The sequence below is a fragment of the Micromonospora sp. CNZ299 genome, from assembly GCF_002754415.1.
In genome coordinates this window covers 16,162-33,453 of sequence record NZ_PEFG01000001.1, presented here as the reverse complement: position 1 = coordinate 33,453, position 17,292 = coordinate 16,162, and the positions used below count along the sequence as shown (strand labels likewise).

The window sequence follows — 17,292 nt, the reverse complement described above, 5'->3', positions numbered from 1 at the left end:
CCCGCGACTGATGGCCGGCCACGCGCCGGGTGGCCCGCAGCGGTTGCGCAACTTCGTCGCCGGCGAGTTCGTCGCCGGCGGGTCGATGTTCACCAAGGCCAGCCCGGTCACCGGGGACCAGGTCTTCGAGGTGGACGAGGCGTCGCGGTCGACTGTGGACGACGCGGTGGCCGCCGCCCGGGCGGCGCTGCGCGGGCCGTGGGGCCGGATGGGCGAACGGGAACGCGCCGAGGTGTTGCGCCGGGTCGCCGACGAGTTGGAGCGCCGCTTCGACGATCTGGTCACCGCCGAGGTCGCCGACACCGGCAAGTCCATCGCCCAGGCCCGCACGCTGGACATTCCTCGTGGTGCGGCGAACTTCCGGGCGTTCGCGGAGATCGTGGCGACCGCGCCCACCGAGTCGTTCACGACGGTCACCCCGACCGGTGGCCGGGCGCTCAACTACGCGCTGCGCAAGCCGGTCGGCGTGGTCGCGGTCATCGTGCCGTGGAACCTGCCGCTGCTGCTGCTCACCTGGAAGGTCGCCCCGGCGCTGGCCTGCGGCAACGCCGTGGTGGTCAAGCCCAGCGAGGAGACACCCGCCTCGGCGACGGTGCTCGCCGAGGTGATGGCCGCCGCGGGCGTACCGGCCGGGGTGTTCAACCTGGTGCACGGGTTCGGGCCGGACTCGGCGGGTGAGTTCCTCACCCGCCACCCCGGCGTGGACGCGATCACCTTCACCGGCGAGTCGGCCACCGGCGGCGCGATCATGCGGGCCGCCGCCGACGGCGTGAAGGCGGTCAGCTTCGAGCTGGGCGGCAAGAACGCCGGCCTGGTCTTCGCCGACGCCGACCTGGACGCCGCGGTGGCCGGCTCGGTGCGGTCCAGCTTCACCAACGGTGGGCAGGTGTGCCTCTGCACCGAACGCATCTACGTGCAGCGCCCGGTCTTCGAGGAGTTCACGGCCCGGCTGGCGAAGCGGGCCGGTGAGCTGGCGTACGGCTGGCCGACCGACGAGGCCACCGCCACCATGCCGCTGATCTCCCACCAGCACCGGTCGAAGGTGCTCGGCGCGTACGAGCTGGCCCGCGCCGAGGGCGCCGAGGTGCTCACCGGTGGCGGCACGCCCACCTTCGGTGACACCCGCGACGGCGGGTCGTACGTGCAGCCGACAGTGCTCACCGGGCTCGGCCCGCAGGCGCGCACCAACCGCGAGGAGATCTTCGGGCCGGTGGTGCACGTCGCGCCGTTCGACACCGAGGACGAGGCGTACGCGCTGGCGAACGGCACCGAGTACGGCCTCGCGGCGACCGTCTGGACCCGGGACGTGGGCGTCGCGCACCGGGCCGGCGCCCGGCTCGACGCCGGCATCGTGTGGGTCAACACGTGGTTCCTGCGTGACCTGCGCACCCCGTTCGGCGGGGTGAAGGCGTCCGGCATCGGCCGGGAGGGCGGCGTGCACTCGCTGAACTTCTACTCCGAACTCACCAACGTCTGCGTGGACCTGTCGTGAGCCGTAGCGAGCGTGGACCTGTCGTGAGCCGTAGCGAGGGAGCGGGCATGGAAGCTGACATCGAGGCCGCCAACCGGGAGCTGGCCGACGCCCGCAGCACCGGCAAGCCGTGTGCACCACTTCGGGGCCGGCTGCTGCCGGAGGGCGACGTCGAGTCCGCGTACCACGTGCAGCAGCTCCAGGCGCGGGCCTGGCAGGGCCGCGGTGAACGCCGGGTCGGCGCGAAGATCGGGCTGACCTCCCGGGCGGTGCAGGAGACCTTTGGGGTGTTCCAACCGGACTTCGGCATGCTGACCGACGCCATGGCGGTCGGCGACGGGGTCGAGGTGCCCATCGACCGGCTGCTCCAGCCGCGGGTCGAGGCGGAGATCGCGTTCGTGCTCGACAGGGATCTCGCCGACCCGCAGATCACCACTGTCGACCTGATCCGCGCGGTGGACTACGTGCTGCCGGCGATCGAGATCGTCGACTCGCGGATCGCCGGCTGGGACATCTCCATCGTGGACACCGTCGCCGACAACGCCTCCAGCGGGCTCTTCGTGCTCGGCACCACGCCTCGCCGCCTCGCCGACGTCGACCTGCGGCTGTGCGGAATGGTGCTGGAACACGCCGGCGAGCCGGTCTCGGTCGGCGCCGGCGCGGCCTGCCTGGGCAACCCGCTGCACGCCCTGCACTGGTTGGCCAGCACGCTCGCTCGCGCCGGTGACCCGCTGCGCGCCGGGGACGTGGTGCTCTCCGGGGCGCTCGGCCCGATGGTCCCGGTCACCCCGGGAGCCGCGTACGAGGCACGGATCTCCGGGCTCGGCTCGGTGCGCACGAGTTTCAGCAAGGGAGACAACCAGTGACCGGTGTGGCGGTGCTCGGGTCCGGAAACATCGGCACCGATCTGATGATCAAGGTGTTGCGGCTGAGTGACAGCCTGAAGATGGTGGCGATGGCCGGCATCGACCCGGAGTCCGACGGGCTGGCCCGGGCCCGCCGCCTGGGCGTGGCCACCACCGCCGACGGCGTGGACGGGCTGGTCGCGATGCCCGAGTTCGCCGACGTCGAACTGGTCTTCGACGCCACCTCGGCGGGAGCGCACCGACACCACGACGAGGTGCTGCGCGCGCACGGCCGCACGGTGGTCGACCTGACCCCGGCCGCGCTCGGCCCGTACGTCGTGCCGCCGGTCAACCTCGACGAGCACCTGCACGAGTCGAACGTCAACATGGTGACCTGCGGCGGGCAGGCAACGGTGCCGATCGTCGCCGCGGTGCGCCGGGTCACCCCGGTGGCGTACGGGGAGATCGTCGCCTCGATCGCCTCCCGGTCGGCCGGCCCGGGCACCCGGGCCAACATCGACGAGTTCACCGAGACCACCGCTCGGGCCATCGAGGTGGTCGGTGGGGCCGAGCGGGGCAAGGCGATCATCGTGCTGAACCCGGCGGACCCGCCACTGCTCATGCGGGACACCGTCTACTGCCTCTGCCCGGACGCCGACGCCGACACCGACGCCATCGCCGCCTCGGTGGCGGACATGGTGGCGGCGGTGCAGGAGTACGTCCCCGGCTACCGGCTCAAGCAGGACGTGCAGTTCGACCGGGTGCGGGCGTACGTGCCGACGCTCGGGCGGCAGCTCACCGCGTTGCAGGTGTCGGTCTTCCTGGAGGTCTCCGGTGCCGGGCACTACCTGCCGGCGTACGCCGGGAACCTGGACATCATGACCTCTGCCGCTCTGCGTACCGCGGAGCGGCTGATCGCCCTGCGTTCTTCGGAGGTGGCCGCGCCATGACCGACCTGTACATCCAGGACGTGACGCTGCGCGACGGCATGCACGCCATCGCCCACCAGTACAGCGTCGAGCAGGTCCGCGCCATCGCCGCCGCGCTGGACGCCGCCGGGGTGGCCGCGATCGAGGTGGCGCACGGGGACGGGCTCGCCGGTTCCAGCGTCAACTACGGCCACGGCGCCGCCAGCGACGCTGAGTGGATCTCCGCGGCAGCCGAGGTGCTCACCACGGCGAAGCTGACCACGCTGCTGCTGCCGGGCATCGGCACGATCGCCGACCTGAAGGCCGCGAAGGCGCTCGGGGTGACAAGCGTCCGGATCGCCACCCACTGCACCGAGGCGGACATCTCCGCCCAGCACATCTCCTGGGCGCGGGAGAACGGAATGGACGTCGCCGGGTTCCTGATGATGTCGCACATGAACGATCCGGCCGGGCTCGCCGCTCAGGCCAAGCTCATGGAGTCCTACGGCGCGCACTGCGTCTACGTCACCGACTCCGGTGGTCGGCTGCTGATGTCCGACGTGGCGCAGCGCATCGACGCGTACCGGCAGGTCCTCGACCCGGAGACGCAGATCGGCATCCACGCGCACCACAACCTGTCGCTCGGGGTCGCCAACAGCGTGCTCGCCGTCGAACACGGTCGGGTCACCGGGTCCGCGCCGGTCGGCCCGGGCGCACCCCACGGCCGGACCGTCCGCGTCGACGCCTCCCTCGCCGGCATGGGCGCGGGTGCCGGCAACGCACCGCTGGAGGTCTTCGTGGCGGTCGCCGAGCTGCACGGCTGGAAGCACGGCTGCGACGTGTTCGCGCTGATGGACGCGGCCGACGACATCGTCCGCCCGTTGCAGGACCGACCGGTCCAGGTGGACCGGGAAACGCTCTCCCTGGGGTACGCGGGGGTCTACTCCAGCTTCCTGCGGCACGCCGAGCGGGCCTCCACCAGGTACGGGGTGGACGTCCGGTCGATCCTGGTCGAGCTGGGCCGGCGCCGGATGGTCGGCGGCCAGGAGGACATGATCGTGGACGTCGCACTCGACCTGGCCGGCAAGGAGGAGCAGTCATGATCGGACCGGACATCGCCGGGATCGCCGAGAAGCTGGGCGCGGCAGCGGCCACGGCCACCGCGATCCCGCAGCTCGCCGCCGAGACCGGCCTCGACGTGGATGCCGCGTACGGCGTGCAGGCCGCACTGCTCCAACGCCGGGTGGACGCCGGTGAGCGGCTCGTCGGGCTGAAGATGGGGCTGACCAGCAGGGCGAAGATGGCACAGGTCGGCGTGGACGAGGTGATCTGGGGGCGGCTCACCAACACGATGCGGGTCCCCGACGGTGGCGTGGTGGACCGGGCCGCGTACATCCACCCCCGGGTCGAGCCGGAGGTGGCGTTCCTGCTGGACCGGCTGCCCGAGCCGGGTGAGCCGGTCGGCGACTTCGCCAGCGCCGTCCGCGCGGTCGCCCCGGCCATCGAGCTGATCGACTCCCGGTACGCGGACTTCCGCTTCTCGCTGCCGGACGTGATCGCCGACAACACCTCGGCCGCCGCGTTCGTGATCGGGCCGTGGTCGCCGGTGCCGGCGGGTCTGGACAACCTGGGTGTGCTGCTGGAGGTCGACGGGCGGGTGGCGCAGGTCGGTTCGACGGCGGCGATCCTCGGCGATCCACGCCGGGCCCTCGACGAGGGCATCCGGCTGGCCGGCCGGCACGGTGTGCGGCTGGAGTCCGGGTGGGTCTTCCTGGCCGGCGCCGCCACCGCGGCTGTGCCGCTGCGTCCCGGCGCGCACGTCCGTGCGGTCGTGGAGAAGCTCGGCACCGCGTCGCTGCGGGCGTCGTCGTGACCGCGCGGGTGGTGGCCGGCAAGGCTGTGCCTCGGGGGGCCTTTCCGCACGTCAAGGTGGCGGGTGGGTTCGCCTTCGTCTCGGGTACGTCGTCGCGGCGGCCGGACAACAGCTTCGCTGGTGTGTCGGTGGACGAGTTCGGCACGACCAACCTCGACATCCGGGTGCAGACGCGAGCCGTGATCGAGAACATCGGCGATCTGCTGCGCTCGGTCGGCGCGGACCTCGCCGACCTCGTCCAGGTGACGTCGTACCTGGTCAACATGAATGACTTCGGTGGTTACAACGAGGTGTGGGCGGAGTTCTTCGACGCGTCCGGGCCGACCCGCACCACGGTGGCCGTGCACCAGTTGCCCCATCCACACCTGCTCATCGAGATCCAGGCCGTGGCCCTTCTTCCCTCGGGAGGTCAGTCGTGAGTGAGATCGCCGAACCGTTCAGCTTTCCCGGGTGGATCGCGGACAACCAGCACCTGTTGAAGCCGCCGGTGGGCAACAAGGAGATGTTCCCCGGCGGGGACGACTTCATCGTGATGGTGGTGGGCGGGCCCAACCAGCGCACCGACTTCCACGTGGACCCGTACGAGGAGTTCTTCTACCAGGTCAAGGGCAACATGCACATCAACCTGGTCACCCCCGAGGGGCCGCGTACGGTGCACGTGCGCGAGGGTCAGATGTGGATGCTGCCGCGCAACACCCCGCACTCGCCGCAGCGGCCGGAGGCCGGCTCGATCGGCATGGTCGTCGAGCGGGTCCGTGAGGAGGGCACGCTGGAGACGTTCCAGTGGTACTGCCCGAAGTGCGGCAACAAGGTGCACGAGGTGGAGTTGCAGGTCCGCGACATCGCCGCCGACCTACCGCCGGTGTTCCAGGCGTTCTACGCCGACGAGCAGGCACGCACCTGCGCCAACTGCGGCACCCTGCACCCGGGCAAGGGCTGATGCCCGCAGGCGTCGTCGACGTGCACACGCACGTCGTACCGAAGGGGTGGCCGGACCTCGGCGCGGCGTGCGGTGGGTCCGGCTGGCCGTGGCTGCGGGTCGACTCCGAACGAGCCGCCATGATCATGGTGGGGGAGAGGGAGTTCCGCCCGGTCGGAGCCGAGTGCTGGGACGCGTCGCGCCGGCTGGCCGACATGGACGCCGACGGCGTGGACGTGCAGGTGGTCTCGCCCACCCCGGTCTTCTTCAGCTATGACCGCCCGGCCGACCAGGCGGTGAAGGTCGCCCGGATCTTCAACGACCTGACCCTGGAGGTCACCGCTGCCGGTGGCGACCGACTGGTGCCGTTCTGCCAGGTGCCCCTCCAGGACCCGGACGCCGCGTGCGCCGAGCTGGACCGCAGCCTGGCCGCCGGGCACGTGGGTGTGGAGATCGGCAACCACGTCGGCGACCGGGACCTGGACGACGCCGGGGTGGTCACCTTCCTCCAGCACTGTGCCGAGGTGGGCGCACCCGTCTTCGTCCACCCGTGGGACATGCCGGACGGCCCGCGCCTGGACCGCTGGATGGCCCGGTGGCTCACCGGGATGCCCGCCGAGACGCACCTGTCGGTGCTGGCGATGATCCTGGGCGGCGTCTTCGACCGGGTGCCCGAGACGTTGCGGATCTGCTTCGCACACGGTGGTGGCAGCTTCCCGTTCTGGCTGGGCCGCGCCGACAACGCCTGGCACCGCCGTGGTGACCTGGTCCGTGGCGCGTCCGTCGCCCCGCCCAGCAGCTACGTGGACCGGTTCAGCGTCGACTCGGTGGTCTTCGCGGCACCCGCGCTACGGCTGCTGGTCGACACGATGGGGGAGGACCGGGTGCTGGTCGGCAGCGACTACCCGTACCCGTTGGGGGAACGCCCGGCCGGCGCGGTGGTCCGCGACGCCGACTTCCTCACCGACGCCCAGCGCGACAAGCTCCTCTCCACCAACGCCCAGCGCTTCCTGCGCGGCTGAGCGCATCTGTGGGCCGGTGGGCCGAGTGGGTGGGGGAGTCCGGCGTGTGTCGGACGCCCGGGGCCCGTCCCAGCGGGCAGGATGAGGGGATGGCCGAGCCGCACGACCTGACCGCGTTGGAACAGGCCGCCGCGATCGCCCGTGGCGAGCTGACCAGCGTCGACCTGGTCGAGCATTGCCTGGGCCGGGTGGCCGCGCTCGGCGACACCGTGGGCGCGTTCGTCACCGTCACCGAGGACCTCGCCCGGCAGGCCGCACGCGCCGCCGACGCCGTGCCGGTCGAGGCGCGCGGCCCGCTGCACGGTGTGCCGACCGCGATCAAGGACCTGACCCTCACCGCCGGCGTGCGCACCACCTTCGGTTCGGCCGCCTTCGTCGACTTCGTCCCGCCGGTCGACGCCGACGTGGTCCGGTTCATCAAGGCCGCCGGGCTGGTCAGCCTCGGTAAGACGACCACCTCCGAGTTGGGCTGCTCGCTCTACTCCGAGGGCCGGGTCGCGCCGCCGGCCCGCAATCCGTGGCAGCTGGCGTACACCGCTGGTGGGTCCAGCGGCGGCGCCGCGGCGGCGGTGGCTGCCGGGCTGGTCCCGGTCGCCCAGGGGTCCGATGGCGGTGGCTCGCTGCGCATCCCGGCGTCGCTCTGCGGCCTGGTCGGCTACAAGCCCAGCCGTGGCGTGGTCTCCGGCGGGCCGCTCGGCTCCGGCGCGTTCGGCCTGCCCACCAGCGGCCCGCTCGGGCGGACCGTCGCCGACGTCGCCGCGCTGCTCGACGTGATGGCCGTGCCGGTCCCCGGCGAACCCTACCTGTCGCCGCCCGCGCCGTCCGGCGGATATCTGGCCGTGGCACGCCGGGCCGAGCCCGGCCCGCTGCGCATCGGCCGGTTCACCACGCCGATGCTCGCCGACGAGCCGGTGCACCCCGACTGCGTGGCCGCCGTGGACCGGGCCGCCGCGCTGCTCACCGCAGCCGGCCACGAGGTGGTCGAGGTGCCGCCGCCGCTCGGGCCGGCGGTGTGGCCGCTGTTCGAGATCCTCTGGTACGTGCTGGCGCTCGCCCCGGTGCCGCCGCAGCGGGAAGCGGAGCTGCTGCCGTTGACCCGGCTGATGCGCGCCCGGGGCGCGGAGATCTCCGCCGGCACGCTGGCCGCCACCCTCGGCGAGTTGCAGGCTCAGGTCCGCCTCGGCGCCCGTCGCACCGCCGGGGTCGACCTGCTGCTCTGTCCCACCCTGGCCGCGCCGCAGGCGCCCGTCGGCTGGTTCACCGCCGATGGTGACCCGGCGGCCGACTTCGACCGGCAACGCCGCTTCTCGCCCTACTGCGCCATCTTCAACGTCACCGGCGATCCCTCCGTCTCCCTACCGGTCGGCACCACCACCGACGGCCTGCCCGTCGGGGTGCTGCTCACCGGCCGGTACGGCGACGACGCCCGGCTCATCGCGACCGCTGCGCAACTGGAGAACTCCAGTGACGGATGGGATCGGCACCCCGCAATCTGGCGGGCCGTCGACTCCGCTAACGTGAATGGTGACGGCGTCGGGTGGCCAGCATCATGATCATCCATCCGACCCGCTTGTTCGAGGTCGTCCTTCTTCCGCCTGGGGGCGTTGGGATTGTCTGTTACCGAGACGTTGCTGGTCTTCGTCGGCATCCCGCTGGCCGCGGTGCTGGTCATCGCCGGCCTCACCTATGCCGGTAGCAGCGGTGGTGCCACCGGCGGTGGCCGTGGTGCCAAGCGCTACCGCCCGGGCCGGCCCTTCGACTTCACTCCGGTCTGGTTCCTGGGCCGCCCGGAGCAGCTGGCCGACTCGGCCGGCACCGCGCTGACGGCGGGGGCGCAGGCGCCCGCGCTGACCAGCCACAAGCTTGAGCAGGCCAGCGTCGAGGCGCCGGCCGGTGGAACCGGAGGCGCAAGTGACCGTTGGTGAAAAGCACGCCGGGTCGGAAAATCCGCCCGAGGTGCTGGACGGGCCCTTCTCGACCCGCCAGCTGCTGCGCATCGACGAGGCGTTGCGCCTTGCCGACCAGGGCACCGGCCTGGTCTTCTCGGTCTTCGTCGGCGGTCTCGACGAGCCCGTCCGGGAGCACGCCCAGCGGCTGCACCGTCAGCTCGCCGACCCGGACAAGTCGGTGCTGATCGCGGTGTCGCCCAACCAGCGTCAGCTGGAGATCATCACCGGCCGGTACGCGCGCAAGCGCATCCCCGACACGTACGCCAAGCTGGCCGCGCTCTCGATGGCCGGCGCGTTCAGCGGCGGTGACCTGGCCGGCGGCATCATCAACGGCCTCGACCAGCTCTCCAGCCACGCCGGCAAGGGCTGACCCTCTCCTCGTACGACGAAGCCCGGCCCGCGAACAGCGGGCCGGGCTTCGATCTGCCTGGGTTGTTTCAGCGAGGCCAGGCGCTCGGGTCCAACCTCATCGGCCACGGCTCGTCCACGCTCACCGGGTCGTCCGGGCCAACGGTGCCCAGCAGTTCGTAATGGTCACCCTTGCCGAGCCGGTAGCGGTAGATCACCGGGCCGAAATCGCCGCGTTCCACCCGCCAGTAGTGCGGAATACCCGCCTCGGCGTACAGCGCCGGCTTGGTGAACCGGTCATGACGACGGCTTCCCGTCGACTCGACTTCCAGGACAAGCGCGATGTCCAGCGGTTCGGCCCACATTCGCCCGCGCGGTGCGCTCGGTCGCAACACCGTCAGATCAGGGATGAGATTGCCGCCGGGAACCCGCACCCCAATCTCCCGGATCACCCGCCAATCGGTGGGACCCGCCTGGCGCAGCGTCATCCGGATCTCGTCCGCCAACTCGTGGTGCTCGGGACCAGCTGGAGGGGTCACGTGCAGGCTCCCGTCGATGATCTCGTAGCGGTTCCCGTCCGCAGGCAGGTCGAAAAGGTCCTGCTCGCGCCAGCCCCGCTCCGGGGGCTGCCACTGGTAGGTCGGCTGTGCCATCGCGTCCACCTCCTTCCGCAACCATAATGGCCCGAGGCCGGCGCGGGCTCACACCCACGCCGGCCCCGGGCCGGACAACCGCTGCTCAGGCGGTCTGCGCGTCCTTCGCGCGGGCTTTGAGCGCCCGCAGCACGCCGTCGCGGCCCTCGGCGACCAGCCGGCGCAGCGGGCCGGGGTGCCCGTCGCCGGCCAGCCACGCGTCGGTGGCCGCCACCGTGTCGTCCTCCACCAGGTAGGCCGGGTATGCCAACTGGGCGAACTCCTGCGCCGGCTCGCTGTCCCGGGTGGCCCACACCTGCGCCACCGTCTCGAAGTACCGCTCCCGGTACGGGGCGATCAGCTCCACCTGGGTCGGGTGCGCGAAGCCCTGCAACAGCGCCCGGTGCCGCCAGTTGGGCAGCGCGTCGGAGCCGGTCAGCAGCGCCCACAGGGCGGCCTTGTTCTCGGCCGTCGGCAACAACGCCTGGGCGTACGCGGCCTCCCGCTCACCGCTCGCGGTGCGGTCGCCGGCCAGCTCCGCCTCGATCTCGGCGGCACCGGCCGCGCCGTTGGCCACCAGCGCGGCGAGGACCGACCAGCGCAGCTCGGTGTCCACGGTCAGCCCGGCCGGGATGCCGGTGTCGTCCAGCCAACCGCGCAGGGTCGCCAGGTCCTCGTCGGAGCGGGCTGCCGAGGTGAACGCGCGGGCCCAGGCCAGCTGGAAACCGCTGCCGGGCTCGGCGCTGGCGAGCGCGTCCCGGGCGGTACGGGCCAGGTCGGCCCAACCGGTCGGCGCCCAGGCCGGGTCGGCGTACAGGGTGAGCGCGGTGGTCGCCTGCCGCAGGGTGGCGGTGACCAGGTTGATGTCGGTCTCGGCGGGCAGCCCGCTCAGCGTGAGCGCCACGTAGTCACGGGCCGACAGCTCGGCGTCGCGGATCATGTCCCACGCGGCGGTCCAGCACAGCGCCCGGGCCAGCGACGACTCGAAGCCACCGATGTGCTGCACCACGTTGGCCATCGACCGGTCGTCGAGGCGCAGCTTGGTGTAGCTCAGGTCGTCGTCGTTGAGCAGCAGCACGTCGGCCGCCCGGACACCGCGCAGCTCGGCGAGGTCGGTCCGCTCGCCGGTCACGTCCACCTCGTAGCGCTCGCGACGGACCAGCCGCCCGTCGGTGAGGTCGTACAGGCCCACGCCGATCCGGTGCGTCCGCAGCGTCGGGTATGCCGTCGGCGCCTCCTGGAGGACCGCCACCTGCTCGTAGGTGCCGTCCGCGCCGATGGTCACCTCCGGGCGGAGCGTGTTGACCTGTGCGGTCTCCAGCCACTGCGCCGCGAACTTGCGCAGCTCCCGGCCGGAGGCCGCCTCCAGCTCGGTGAGCAGGTCGTCGAAGGTGGCGTTGCCCCAGGCGTGCTTGCCGAAGTAGGCCCGCAGCCCGGCGACGAACGGCTCCTCACCCACGTACGCGACGAGCTGCTTGAGGACGCTCGCGCCCTTGGCGTAGGTGATGCCGTCGAAGTTGACCTCGACGGCCTCCATGTCCGGCATCTCGGTGTAGACCGGGTGCGTGGAGGAGAGCTGGTCCTGCCGGTAGCCCCAGTTCTTGCGGATGGACAGGAACGTCGTCCATGCCTCGGTGAACCGGGTGGCGTGGGTGTTGCACCAGTGGCTGGCCCACTCGGCGAACGACTCGTTGAGCCACAGGTCGTTCCACCAGCGCATGGTGACCAGGTCGCCGAACCACATGTGGGCCAGCTCGTGCAGGATCGTGTTGGCCCGCTGCTCGTACTCGAAGTCGGTGACCTGCGAGCGGAACAGGTAGTGCGACTCGGCGTGCGTGACGCAGCCGAAGTTCTCCATCGCGCCGGCGTTGAAGTCGGGCACCCAGAGCTGGTCGTACTTCGGCAGCGGGTAGCGCACGCCGAACTTCTCGTGGAAGAAGTCGAAGCCCTGCTTGGTGATCAGGAACAGGTCGTCGGCGTCCAGGTAGCGCGCCATCGACGCGCGGCAGAACACCCCCAGGTCGATGCCGTCGTGGCTGTCCCGCACCTCGTGGTACGGGCCGGCGCACATCGCGGTGATGTAGGTGCTCATCCGGGGCGACACGGTGAAGTGCAGGGTCTTGAGCCCCTCACCCGCCGGCTCCTCGCGCTGCACGGGCATGTTGGACACGGCCCGCCAGTGCGCCGGCACCGTGGCGTGCCAGGTGTAGACGCTCTTCAGGTCGGGCTGGTCGAAGCAGGCGAACACCCGCTGCGCGTCGGCCGTCTCGAACTGGCTGTAGAGGTACGTCTCGCCGTCCACCGGGTCGACAGTGCGGTGCAGACCCTGGCCGCTGTTGGAGTAACCGAAGTCGGCGTCGACGACCAGCGTGTTGTCGCTGTCCAGGGAGGACAGCACCAGGCCCTTCTCGGCCGACCAGTCGGAGAGGTCGACGGGGGAGCCGTTCAGCGTCGCGGAACGCACCGACTCGGCGGCCAGCTCGATGAACGTGCTCGCACCCGGCTCCGAGCAGCGGAAACGCACCTCGGTCGTGGACCGGAACGTGCGGCCGTCCGCCGCCAGCACGGCGGTGGACAGGTCCAGACTGATGTCGTACCCCGTCACATTGAGCAGGCGAGCCCGCTCGGTCGCCTCGACCTGCGTCAGGTTGCGCACTCCCGGCACTGTTCGTCTCCATCCCAACATCTCGCCGTACGCCCGGCGGCGCCCGTCTGCCAACCGCTCGTGGCGGCCGGCCCGAACCGAGTCTTCCATGTACGAGCAGCCCGCGGTGGCCGAGGTCACGCTCTCATTCGGGTGCCGCTCGACGGGCTGCGGGGTGAAGATTCCCCTGAGACGCCGGACTGCCGGCGCCCCCGTCGCGAAGGGAGCTCACCGTGACCGATCGTGTCACCGCCGACATGTGGTTCGATCCGGCCTGCCCGTGGGCGTGGATCACATCCCGCTGGCTGCTTGAGGTCGAGCAGGTCCGTGACGTGGACATCCGTTTCCACGTGATGAGCCTCGCCGTGCTCAACGATGGCCGGGACGAGATGCCCGAGGAATACAAGGAGTTCCTGAAGACCGCCTGGGGCCCGGTGCGGATCTGCATCGCCGCCGAGCAGCGGTACGGCAACGACGCCCTGCGTCCCCTCTACACCGCGCTCGGCACCCGGATGCACCTGGGCAAGGAGGAGCGGGGTCACGAGCTGTACGTCGCCGCGCTGACCGACGCCGGTCTGGACCCGGCGCTGGCCGCGGCCGCCGACAGCACCGACTACGACGAGGCGCTGCGGGCCAGCCACGAGGCCGGGATGCGCCCGGTCGGGCAGGACGTCGGCACGCCGGTCGTCCACGCGCCCGGCCCGGACGGCACCCCTGTCGCGTTCTTCGGCCCGGTGATCACCCCGGCTCCGAAGGGGGAGGCCGCGGGCCGGCTCTGGGACGGCGTCCTGCTGGTCGCCGGCACGCCGGGCTTCTACGAGCTCAAGCGCACCCGGGAGCAGGGCCCGATCTTCGACTGAGGTGTGTCCAGGGGCCCCCGGCCGACGCCCGGCGTCGATCGGGGGTCCTTTCCATCGCCGACCACCTCCGCAGCGCGCCCCGCTCGGCGTGTCGCGTCGTGGCGATGCCCGCCCCGTCACCGGGAGACCGCCGCGCTCGTTGGCCTGCATGTCCGCCGCAGCGACCCGCAGGGCCGCACCCCGCAGTTCGTGGAGGCAATCCCGATGGCCAAGCACCGTGCGTCCGGTGACGATCAGCTGACCCGGCAGGGGGTGATCGACACTCCCGGCGCGGCCTACTGGTCCGTTGACGACTCCCGCTGGCCGGCGGTCCGTCCGGACCTACCCGCCCATCTTGTCGACCTGCTCGCGCCGCCCATCGTGGTGGGCGTGGCCCGGGTTCCGGTGACCTCCCGGCTCACGCCGCCCACGTCGGCCGACCCTCTGACGTCAGCCGTCGACTCCGGCCCGATCGACCTCGTGGCGTCCACCGCGGCGTCGCCCGTCCCGGCGCTGCCGGTCCCGGCGTCGCCCGTCCCGTCGGCGGCGGCACCGGCCCAACCCGCGCCGCCTCCGCCGGCGCCCGCCCCCTCACGTCCGGTGCCCACGCCGCCCATGAGCCCGCGACCCGTCCCGTCGCCGCCGCCCGAGCGGCCCGTGCCGGGGCCGCCCGCGTCACCCCGCCGTGCCGTGAACACCGGGCCGGTCGGCACCGGCCGGCGGGGCAATGGCGGGCCGGCAACCGCAGGCAGGCACCGCCGGGGCGCGTCCGACCGCACCGGCTGACCACTCCGCCCGGCCTGGCGCTTTCATCTGGTGGACCCCCCGCGGGTCCCCCGTCGACGGCGACACCGTCGCCGGTAGCGTCAGCGGGTATGACGGTCGTGCATCCGATCTCCCGGGCGTGGGTCACCACTGGTGGCACCGGCGCGCAGAACTACGACGAGTTCGCCGACGACGCGGAAATCACCGCGATCATCGAGGCGAACCCGCACAGTGCCCTCGGCATCGAGATGCCGCACCGCGCCCCGCAGAGCCTGGGCAGGTCGTTCCTGGACGCATTGCCGGACGCGGTCGCGCGCCTCGCCGAGGCCAAGGCGGACGGCAGCTACACCCCCGCCGAGCAGGTGGTGGTGCTCTACCGGATCACCGCACCCGGCGAGGAGCCGGCGTACGGGCTGTTCGCGATGGTGGACACCGACCAGATCTCCACCCGGGCCGACGAGCCCGGTCTGGTCATCCGCAACGAGGACGTCTTCATCGCCAAGGTGCGCGAGCGGGTGGCACTGGCCGAGGCGCTCGGTCACCTGCTCTCACCCGTACTGCTGCTCCAGACCGGGCGCGGCGACGAGCTGCACGCCGCGCTCGCGTCGGCGACCGAGATGTCCGGCGCGCCCGCCGCGACGGACACCGACCAGGCGGGGCGCACGCACGCCATCTGGCTGCTCGGTCCCGGGCCGGAGCAGGCCGCGTTGACCGCTCTCGCCGGCGGCGGGGAGCTGGTCGTCGCGGACGGCAACCACCGCAGCCTGGCTGCCCAGACCGGCGGGCTGTCGCGCTTCCTGGCCGTGGTCACGACCCCCGCGTCGGTGGCCATCCAGCCGTACAACCGACTGGTCAGCGAGCTGACCACCACACCGGCCGAGCTGCTCGACCGGCTGCGGGCCGCGGGCGCCGAGGTCGAGCCGATCGACGGCCCGGTCGAGGTCCCGCAGGGTGGCGGCACCGTGCACCTCCGCCTCGACGGCCAGGGGTACGCGGTGCGCCTGCCGACGACGGCCTCCGCCCGCCTGGAAAACCTGGACCACGCTCTGGTCGAGCGGCTGCTGCTGCGCGACGCGCTCGGTCTGGACCCGGGCGACAAGAGGATCACCTACGTCGGCGGTGACTACCCGGCGAGCTGGCTCACCGGTGAGGTCGACGCCGGGCGGGCCGAGCTGGCCATCCTCATCGCGCCGGTGACCGTCGCCGACTTCGTCGCGGTGAACCTCGCTCGGGAGAAGATGCCCCGCAAGAGCACCTGGTTCACCCCGAAGGCGCGTGGCGGTCTGGTCGTCGCCGAGCTGCCGCGCTGAGCGTTCCCCGGCACGACCGTGTGACGAACCCGGCTCTCCGACGCCGCCCCCGCGACGTCGGAGAGCGCGGCCTGACAGACTGCCCGGTATGCGCGTCTACCTGGGATCCGACCACGCCGGTTTCGAGTTGAAGGTGCACCTGGCCAACCACCTGGCCAAGCAGGGGTACGACGTCGTCGACGTCGGCCCGCACAGCTACGACCCGGACGACGACTACCCGACGTTCTGCCTGCACACCGGCGACCAGGTGGTGGCTGACGAGACAGGTCTGGCAGTGGTCATCGGTGGGTCCGGCAACGGCGAGCAGATCGCCGCCAACAAGGTCGCCGGCGTCCGCGCCGCGCTGGCCTGGAGCGTCGAGACCGCTCAGTTGGCGCGCCAGCACAACGATGCGAACGTCGTCGCGATCGGTGCCCGGCAGCACACGTTGGACGAGGCCACCGGCATCGTCGAGGCGTTCCTGAACACGCCGTTCTCCGGCAACGAGCGGCATGCCCGTCGGATCAACCAGGTCGCCGAGTATGAGCGGACCCGGCAGCTGCCCGTCCTGCCCTGAGGTCAGCGCGGCGAGCGGGGCAACTCCTCGCGGGGCACCCAGTTTCGGCGGACGACAACCACCCGGGCTTCCGCCTCGGCCAGATCCTCGTCGGTGGGCCGGGCGGCGTCCCGGGCCCGCAGCGCGGCGCTCAGGCCCACCTGGGACGAGCCGGAGCCGACCAGCCCTCGCAGCCCCCGCTCGCCGTCGCGCTCGTCGCCACCCGGGCCTCGGCGGCGCGGCGGCGGGTCGTCACCGTCATGCACCCCGGGGGTGCTGACCGTCGGGCTGTCGGCACTGCGCCCGGCCGGCTCCGAGTCGGGGTGGTGGCGTAGCCGTCGCCGTCGTCGGTCGGGGTCACCCATCAGCCGACCGTACCCTGCCCGGGGTGGGATTCGGCACTGTCGCGTCGGCCGGCGTCTCGGGCGGGGTCGGCGACCAGTTTGCCGGCTGGCTACCCTCGGATCAGGCGGTGTTGTTGCCGTCGGTCAGGGGGAGGACAAGATGGCAGACCAGACGCAGCCGTGGGCGGAGCGGACCGTGGAGGTGCCGCCGCAGGCCGGCGTCGGGGTGCCGCCGCAGCGTGACGGGTTCCGCCGGGGTGTCGCCCCGGTGGGCCAGCCGCGCAGCCCGCGGACCGAGCCGTTCCCGGTGGTGGAGCAGGAGCCGACCGGCACCGGCTGGCCCGGCGAGCCGGCCCCGCGCCGGTCGCTGAGCTCGCGGATGTCGCAGCTCCGGCGTGGCGGTGAGTGGAGCGCGGCGGCCGGGCTGTTCGCGTTCGTCTGCTGGGGGATCTGGGCGCTCTCCGGCCAGGGTGACCTGAGCGGTCCGCTGCTGGTGCTGGTGCTCAGTCTGCTGGTGGCGGTCGGCCTGTTCGCCCTGTTCCGGTTGGTCGGCCGGGTGGTGTTGGAGCGGCAACTCGGTCGGGTCCGGCGCGGTGCGCGCGGCGCCCACCTGGCGACGGCGGTGTTCCTCGTCGGCCTCGGCGTGGCCTGGCTCCAGCAGACCGAGTGGGTCGTCTCGGCCTGGAACTGGATCTCCTCGAACTGATCGCGGGCGCGTACGGGCGGGTCGGCTCAGTGCCGCCCGCCCGTACGCCCGGTCGCGGCACGCCGCGACGCCGGTCGTCTCCCCACCAGGCAAGGCTGCTGCTTACCCGGCCGGCCACGGTTCATCCGTGGCCGGCCGGTTCGACTGGTGCCCCCGTTCGGGGCGGCTCGATCCGCTCGGTG

At 72.2% G+C, this 17,292-nt stretch carries 19 protein-coding genes; 16 read left to right on the top strand and 3 right to left on the bottom strand.

The genetic code is table 11. The features are described 5' to 3' along the window. Positions 1-10: 10 nt before the first annotated feature. The 11 genes from CLT68_RS00185 (at position 11) to CLT68_RS00135 (ending at position 9,357) form a co-directional block, all read left to right on the top strand. On the top strand, positions 11-1,492 hold the full coding sequence (locus CLT68_RS00185) for a 2-hydroxymuconic semialdehyde dehydrogenase (RefSeq protein WP_099856644.1): 1,482 nt from the start codon (positions 11-13) through the stop codon (positions 1,490-1,492). A 47-nt stretch (positions 1,493-1,539) separates the two neighbouring features. After that, positions 1,540-2,337 (top strand): fumarylacetoacetate hydrolase family protein, encoded by a 798-nt coding sequence (locus CLT68_RS00180; RefSeq protein WP_099847989.1) that lies wholly within the window; start codon positions 1,540-1,542, stop codon positions 2,335-2,337. Continuing rightward, positions 2,334-3,266, top strand: a complete 933-nt coding sequence (locus CLT68_RS00175) for an acetylating acetaldehyde dehydrogenase (protein ID WP_486482041.1) — start codon at positions 2,334-2,336, stop codon at positions 3,264-3,266. Before CLT68_RS00180 ends, CLT68_RS00175 begins: the two co-directional genes overlap by 4 nt. Continuing rightward, entirely contained in the window at positions 3,263-4,327 is a 1,065-nt protein-coding gene (gene dmpG / locus CLT68_RS00170; RefSeq protein WP_099847987.1) for a 4-hydroxy-2-oxovalerate aldolase, read from the top strand. Before CLT68_RS00175 ends, dmpG begins: the two co-directional genes overlap by 4 nt. Then, positions 4,324-5,097 carry a fumarylacetoacetate hydrolase family protein gene (locus tag CLT68_RS00165; protein WP_099847985.1) on the top strand — a complete coding sequence of 258 codons (774 nt, stop codon included), beginning with the start codon at positions 4,324-4,326 and terminating at the stop codon, positions 5,095-5,097. Before dmpG ends, CLT68_RS00165 begins: the two co-directional genes overlap by 4 nt. After that, the gene (locus CLT68_RS00160) at positions 5,094-5,516 is read left to right on the top strand and encodes a RidA family protein (protein WP_099847983.1); all 423 of its coding nucleotides are present in this window, start codon (positions 5,094-5,096) and stop codon (positions 5,514-5,516) included. The genes CLT68_RS00165 and CLT68_RS00160 overlap by 4 nt, the downstream gene beginning before the upstream one ends. Further along, complete coding sequence (locus CLT68_RS00155; RefSeq protein ID WP_099847981.1) at positions 5,513-6,037, top strand: 3-hydroxyanthranilate 3,4-dioxygenase; 525 nt, start codon at positions 5,513-5,515, stop codon at positions 6,035-6,037. Before CLT68_RS00160 ends, CLT68_RS00155 begins: the two co-directional genes overlap by 4 nt. Continuing rightward, the gene (locus tag CLT68_RS00150; RefSeq protein ID WP_099847979.1) at positions 6,037-7,038 is read left to right on the top strand and encodes an amidohydrolase family protein; all 1,002 of its coding nucleotides are present in this window, start codon (positions 6,037-6,039) and stop codon (positions 7,036-7,038) included. The genes CLT68_RS00155 and CLT68_RS00150 overlap by 1 nt, the downstream gene beginning before the upstream one ends. Positions 7,039-7,127: 89 nt before the next feature. Next, a complete protein-coding gene (locus tag CLT68_RS00145; protein WP_099847977.1) occupies positions 7,128-8,591 on the top strand; it encodes an amidase in 1,464 nt (487 codons plus the stop codon). A gap of 57 nt (positions 8,592-8,648) precedes the next feature. Beyond that, positions 8,649-8,963, top strand: coding sequence for an aa3-type cytochrome oxidase subunit CtaJ (gene ctaJ / locus CLT68_RS00140; RefSeq protein WP_435794572.1), 315 nt, complete (start codon positions 8,649-8,651; stop codon positions 8,961-8,963). Then, positions 8,950-9,357 carry a DUF5130 family protein gene (locus CLT68_RS00135; RefSeq protein WP_088949767.1) on the top strand — a complete coding sequence of 136 codons (408 nt, stop codon included), beginning with the start codon at positions 8,950-8,952 and terminating at the stop codon, positions 9,355-9,357. The genes ctaJ and CLT68_RS00135 overlap by 14 nt, the downstream gene beginning before the upstream one ends. Positions 9,358-9,424: 67 nt before the next feature. On the opposite strand, the gene CLT68_RS00130 is transcribed toward CLT68_RS00135, so the two are convergent. After that, positions 9,425-9,988, bottom strand: a complete 564-nt coding sequence (locus CLT68_RS00130; protein ID WP_099856640.1) for a Uma2 family endonuclease — start codon at positions 9,986-9,988, stop codon at positions 9,425-9,427. Between the two features lie 85 nt (positions 9,989-10,073). Beyond that, positions 10,074-12,623 carry an aminopeptidase N gene (gene pepN / locus CLT68_RS00125; RefSeq protein ID WP_099847975.1) on the bottom strand — a complete coding sequence of 850 codons (2,550 nt, stop codon included), beginning with the start codon at positions 12,621-12,623 and terminating at the stop codon, positions 10,074-10,076. A 221-nt stretch (positions 12,624-12,844) separates the two neighbouring features. Between pepN and CLT68_RS00120 the strand changes: the two genes are divergently transcribed. The 4 genes from CLT68_RS00120 (at position 12,845) to CLT68_RS00105 (ending at position 16,081) form a co-directional block, all read left to right on the top strand. Then, a complete protein-coding gene (locus tag CLT68_RS00120) occupies positions 12,845-13,471 on the top strand; it encodes a mycothiol-dependent nitroreductase Rv2466c family protein (protein WP_099847973.1) in 627 nt (208 codons plus the stop codon). 204 nt (positions 13,472-13,675) lie between these two features. Continuing rightward, positions 13,676-14,236, top strand: a complete 561-nt coding sequence (locus CLT68_RS00115) for a hypothetical protein (RefSeq protein ID WP_199176955.1) — start codon at positions 13,676-13,678, stop codon at positions 14,234-14,236. 89 nt (positions 14,237-14,325) lie between these two features. Continuing rightward, positions 14,326-15,525 carry a DUF1015 family protein gene (locus CLT68_RS00110; RefSeq protein WP_099847971.1) on the top strand — a complete coding sequence of 400 codons (1,200 nt, stop codon included), beginning with the start codon at positions 14,326-14,328 and terminating at the stop codon, positions 15,523-15,525. An 88-nt stretch (positions 15,526-15,613) separates the two neighbouring features. Next, positions 15,614-16,081, top strand: a complete 468-nt coding sequence (locus CLT68_RS00105) for a ribose-5-phosphate isomerase (RefSeq protein WP_099847969.1) — start codon at positions 15,614-15,616, stop codon at positions 16,079-16,081. A 2-nt stretch (positions 16,082-16,083) separates the two neighbouring features. Here CLT68_RS00105 and CLT68_RS00100 read toward each other — a convergent pair whose 3' ends face one another. Beyond that, entirely contained in the window at positions 16,084-16,425 is a 342-nt protein-coding gene (locus CLT68_RS00100; protein ID WP_099847967.1) for a hypothetical protein, read from the bottom strand. Positions 16,426-16,564: 139 nt separating this feature from the next. On the opposite strand from CLT68_RS00100, the gene CLT68_RS00095 reads away from it, so the two are divergent. Continuing rightward, positions 16,565-17,110 carry a hypothetical protein gene (locus CLT68_RS00095; RefSeq protein WP_088949760.1) on the top strand — a complete coding sequence of 182 codons (546 nt, stop codon included), beginning with the start codon at positions 16,565-16,567 and terminating at the stop codon, positions 17,108-17,110. The last annotated feature ends 182 nt before the right edge of the window (positions 17,111-17,292 follow it).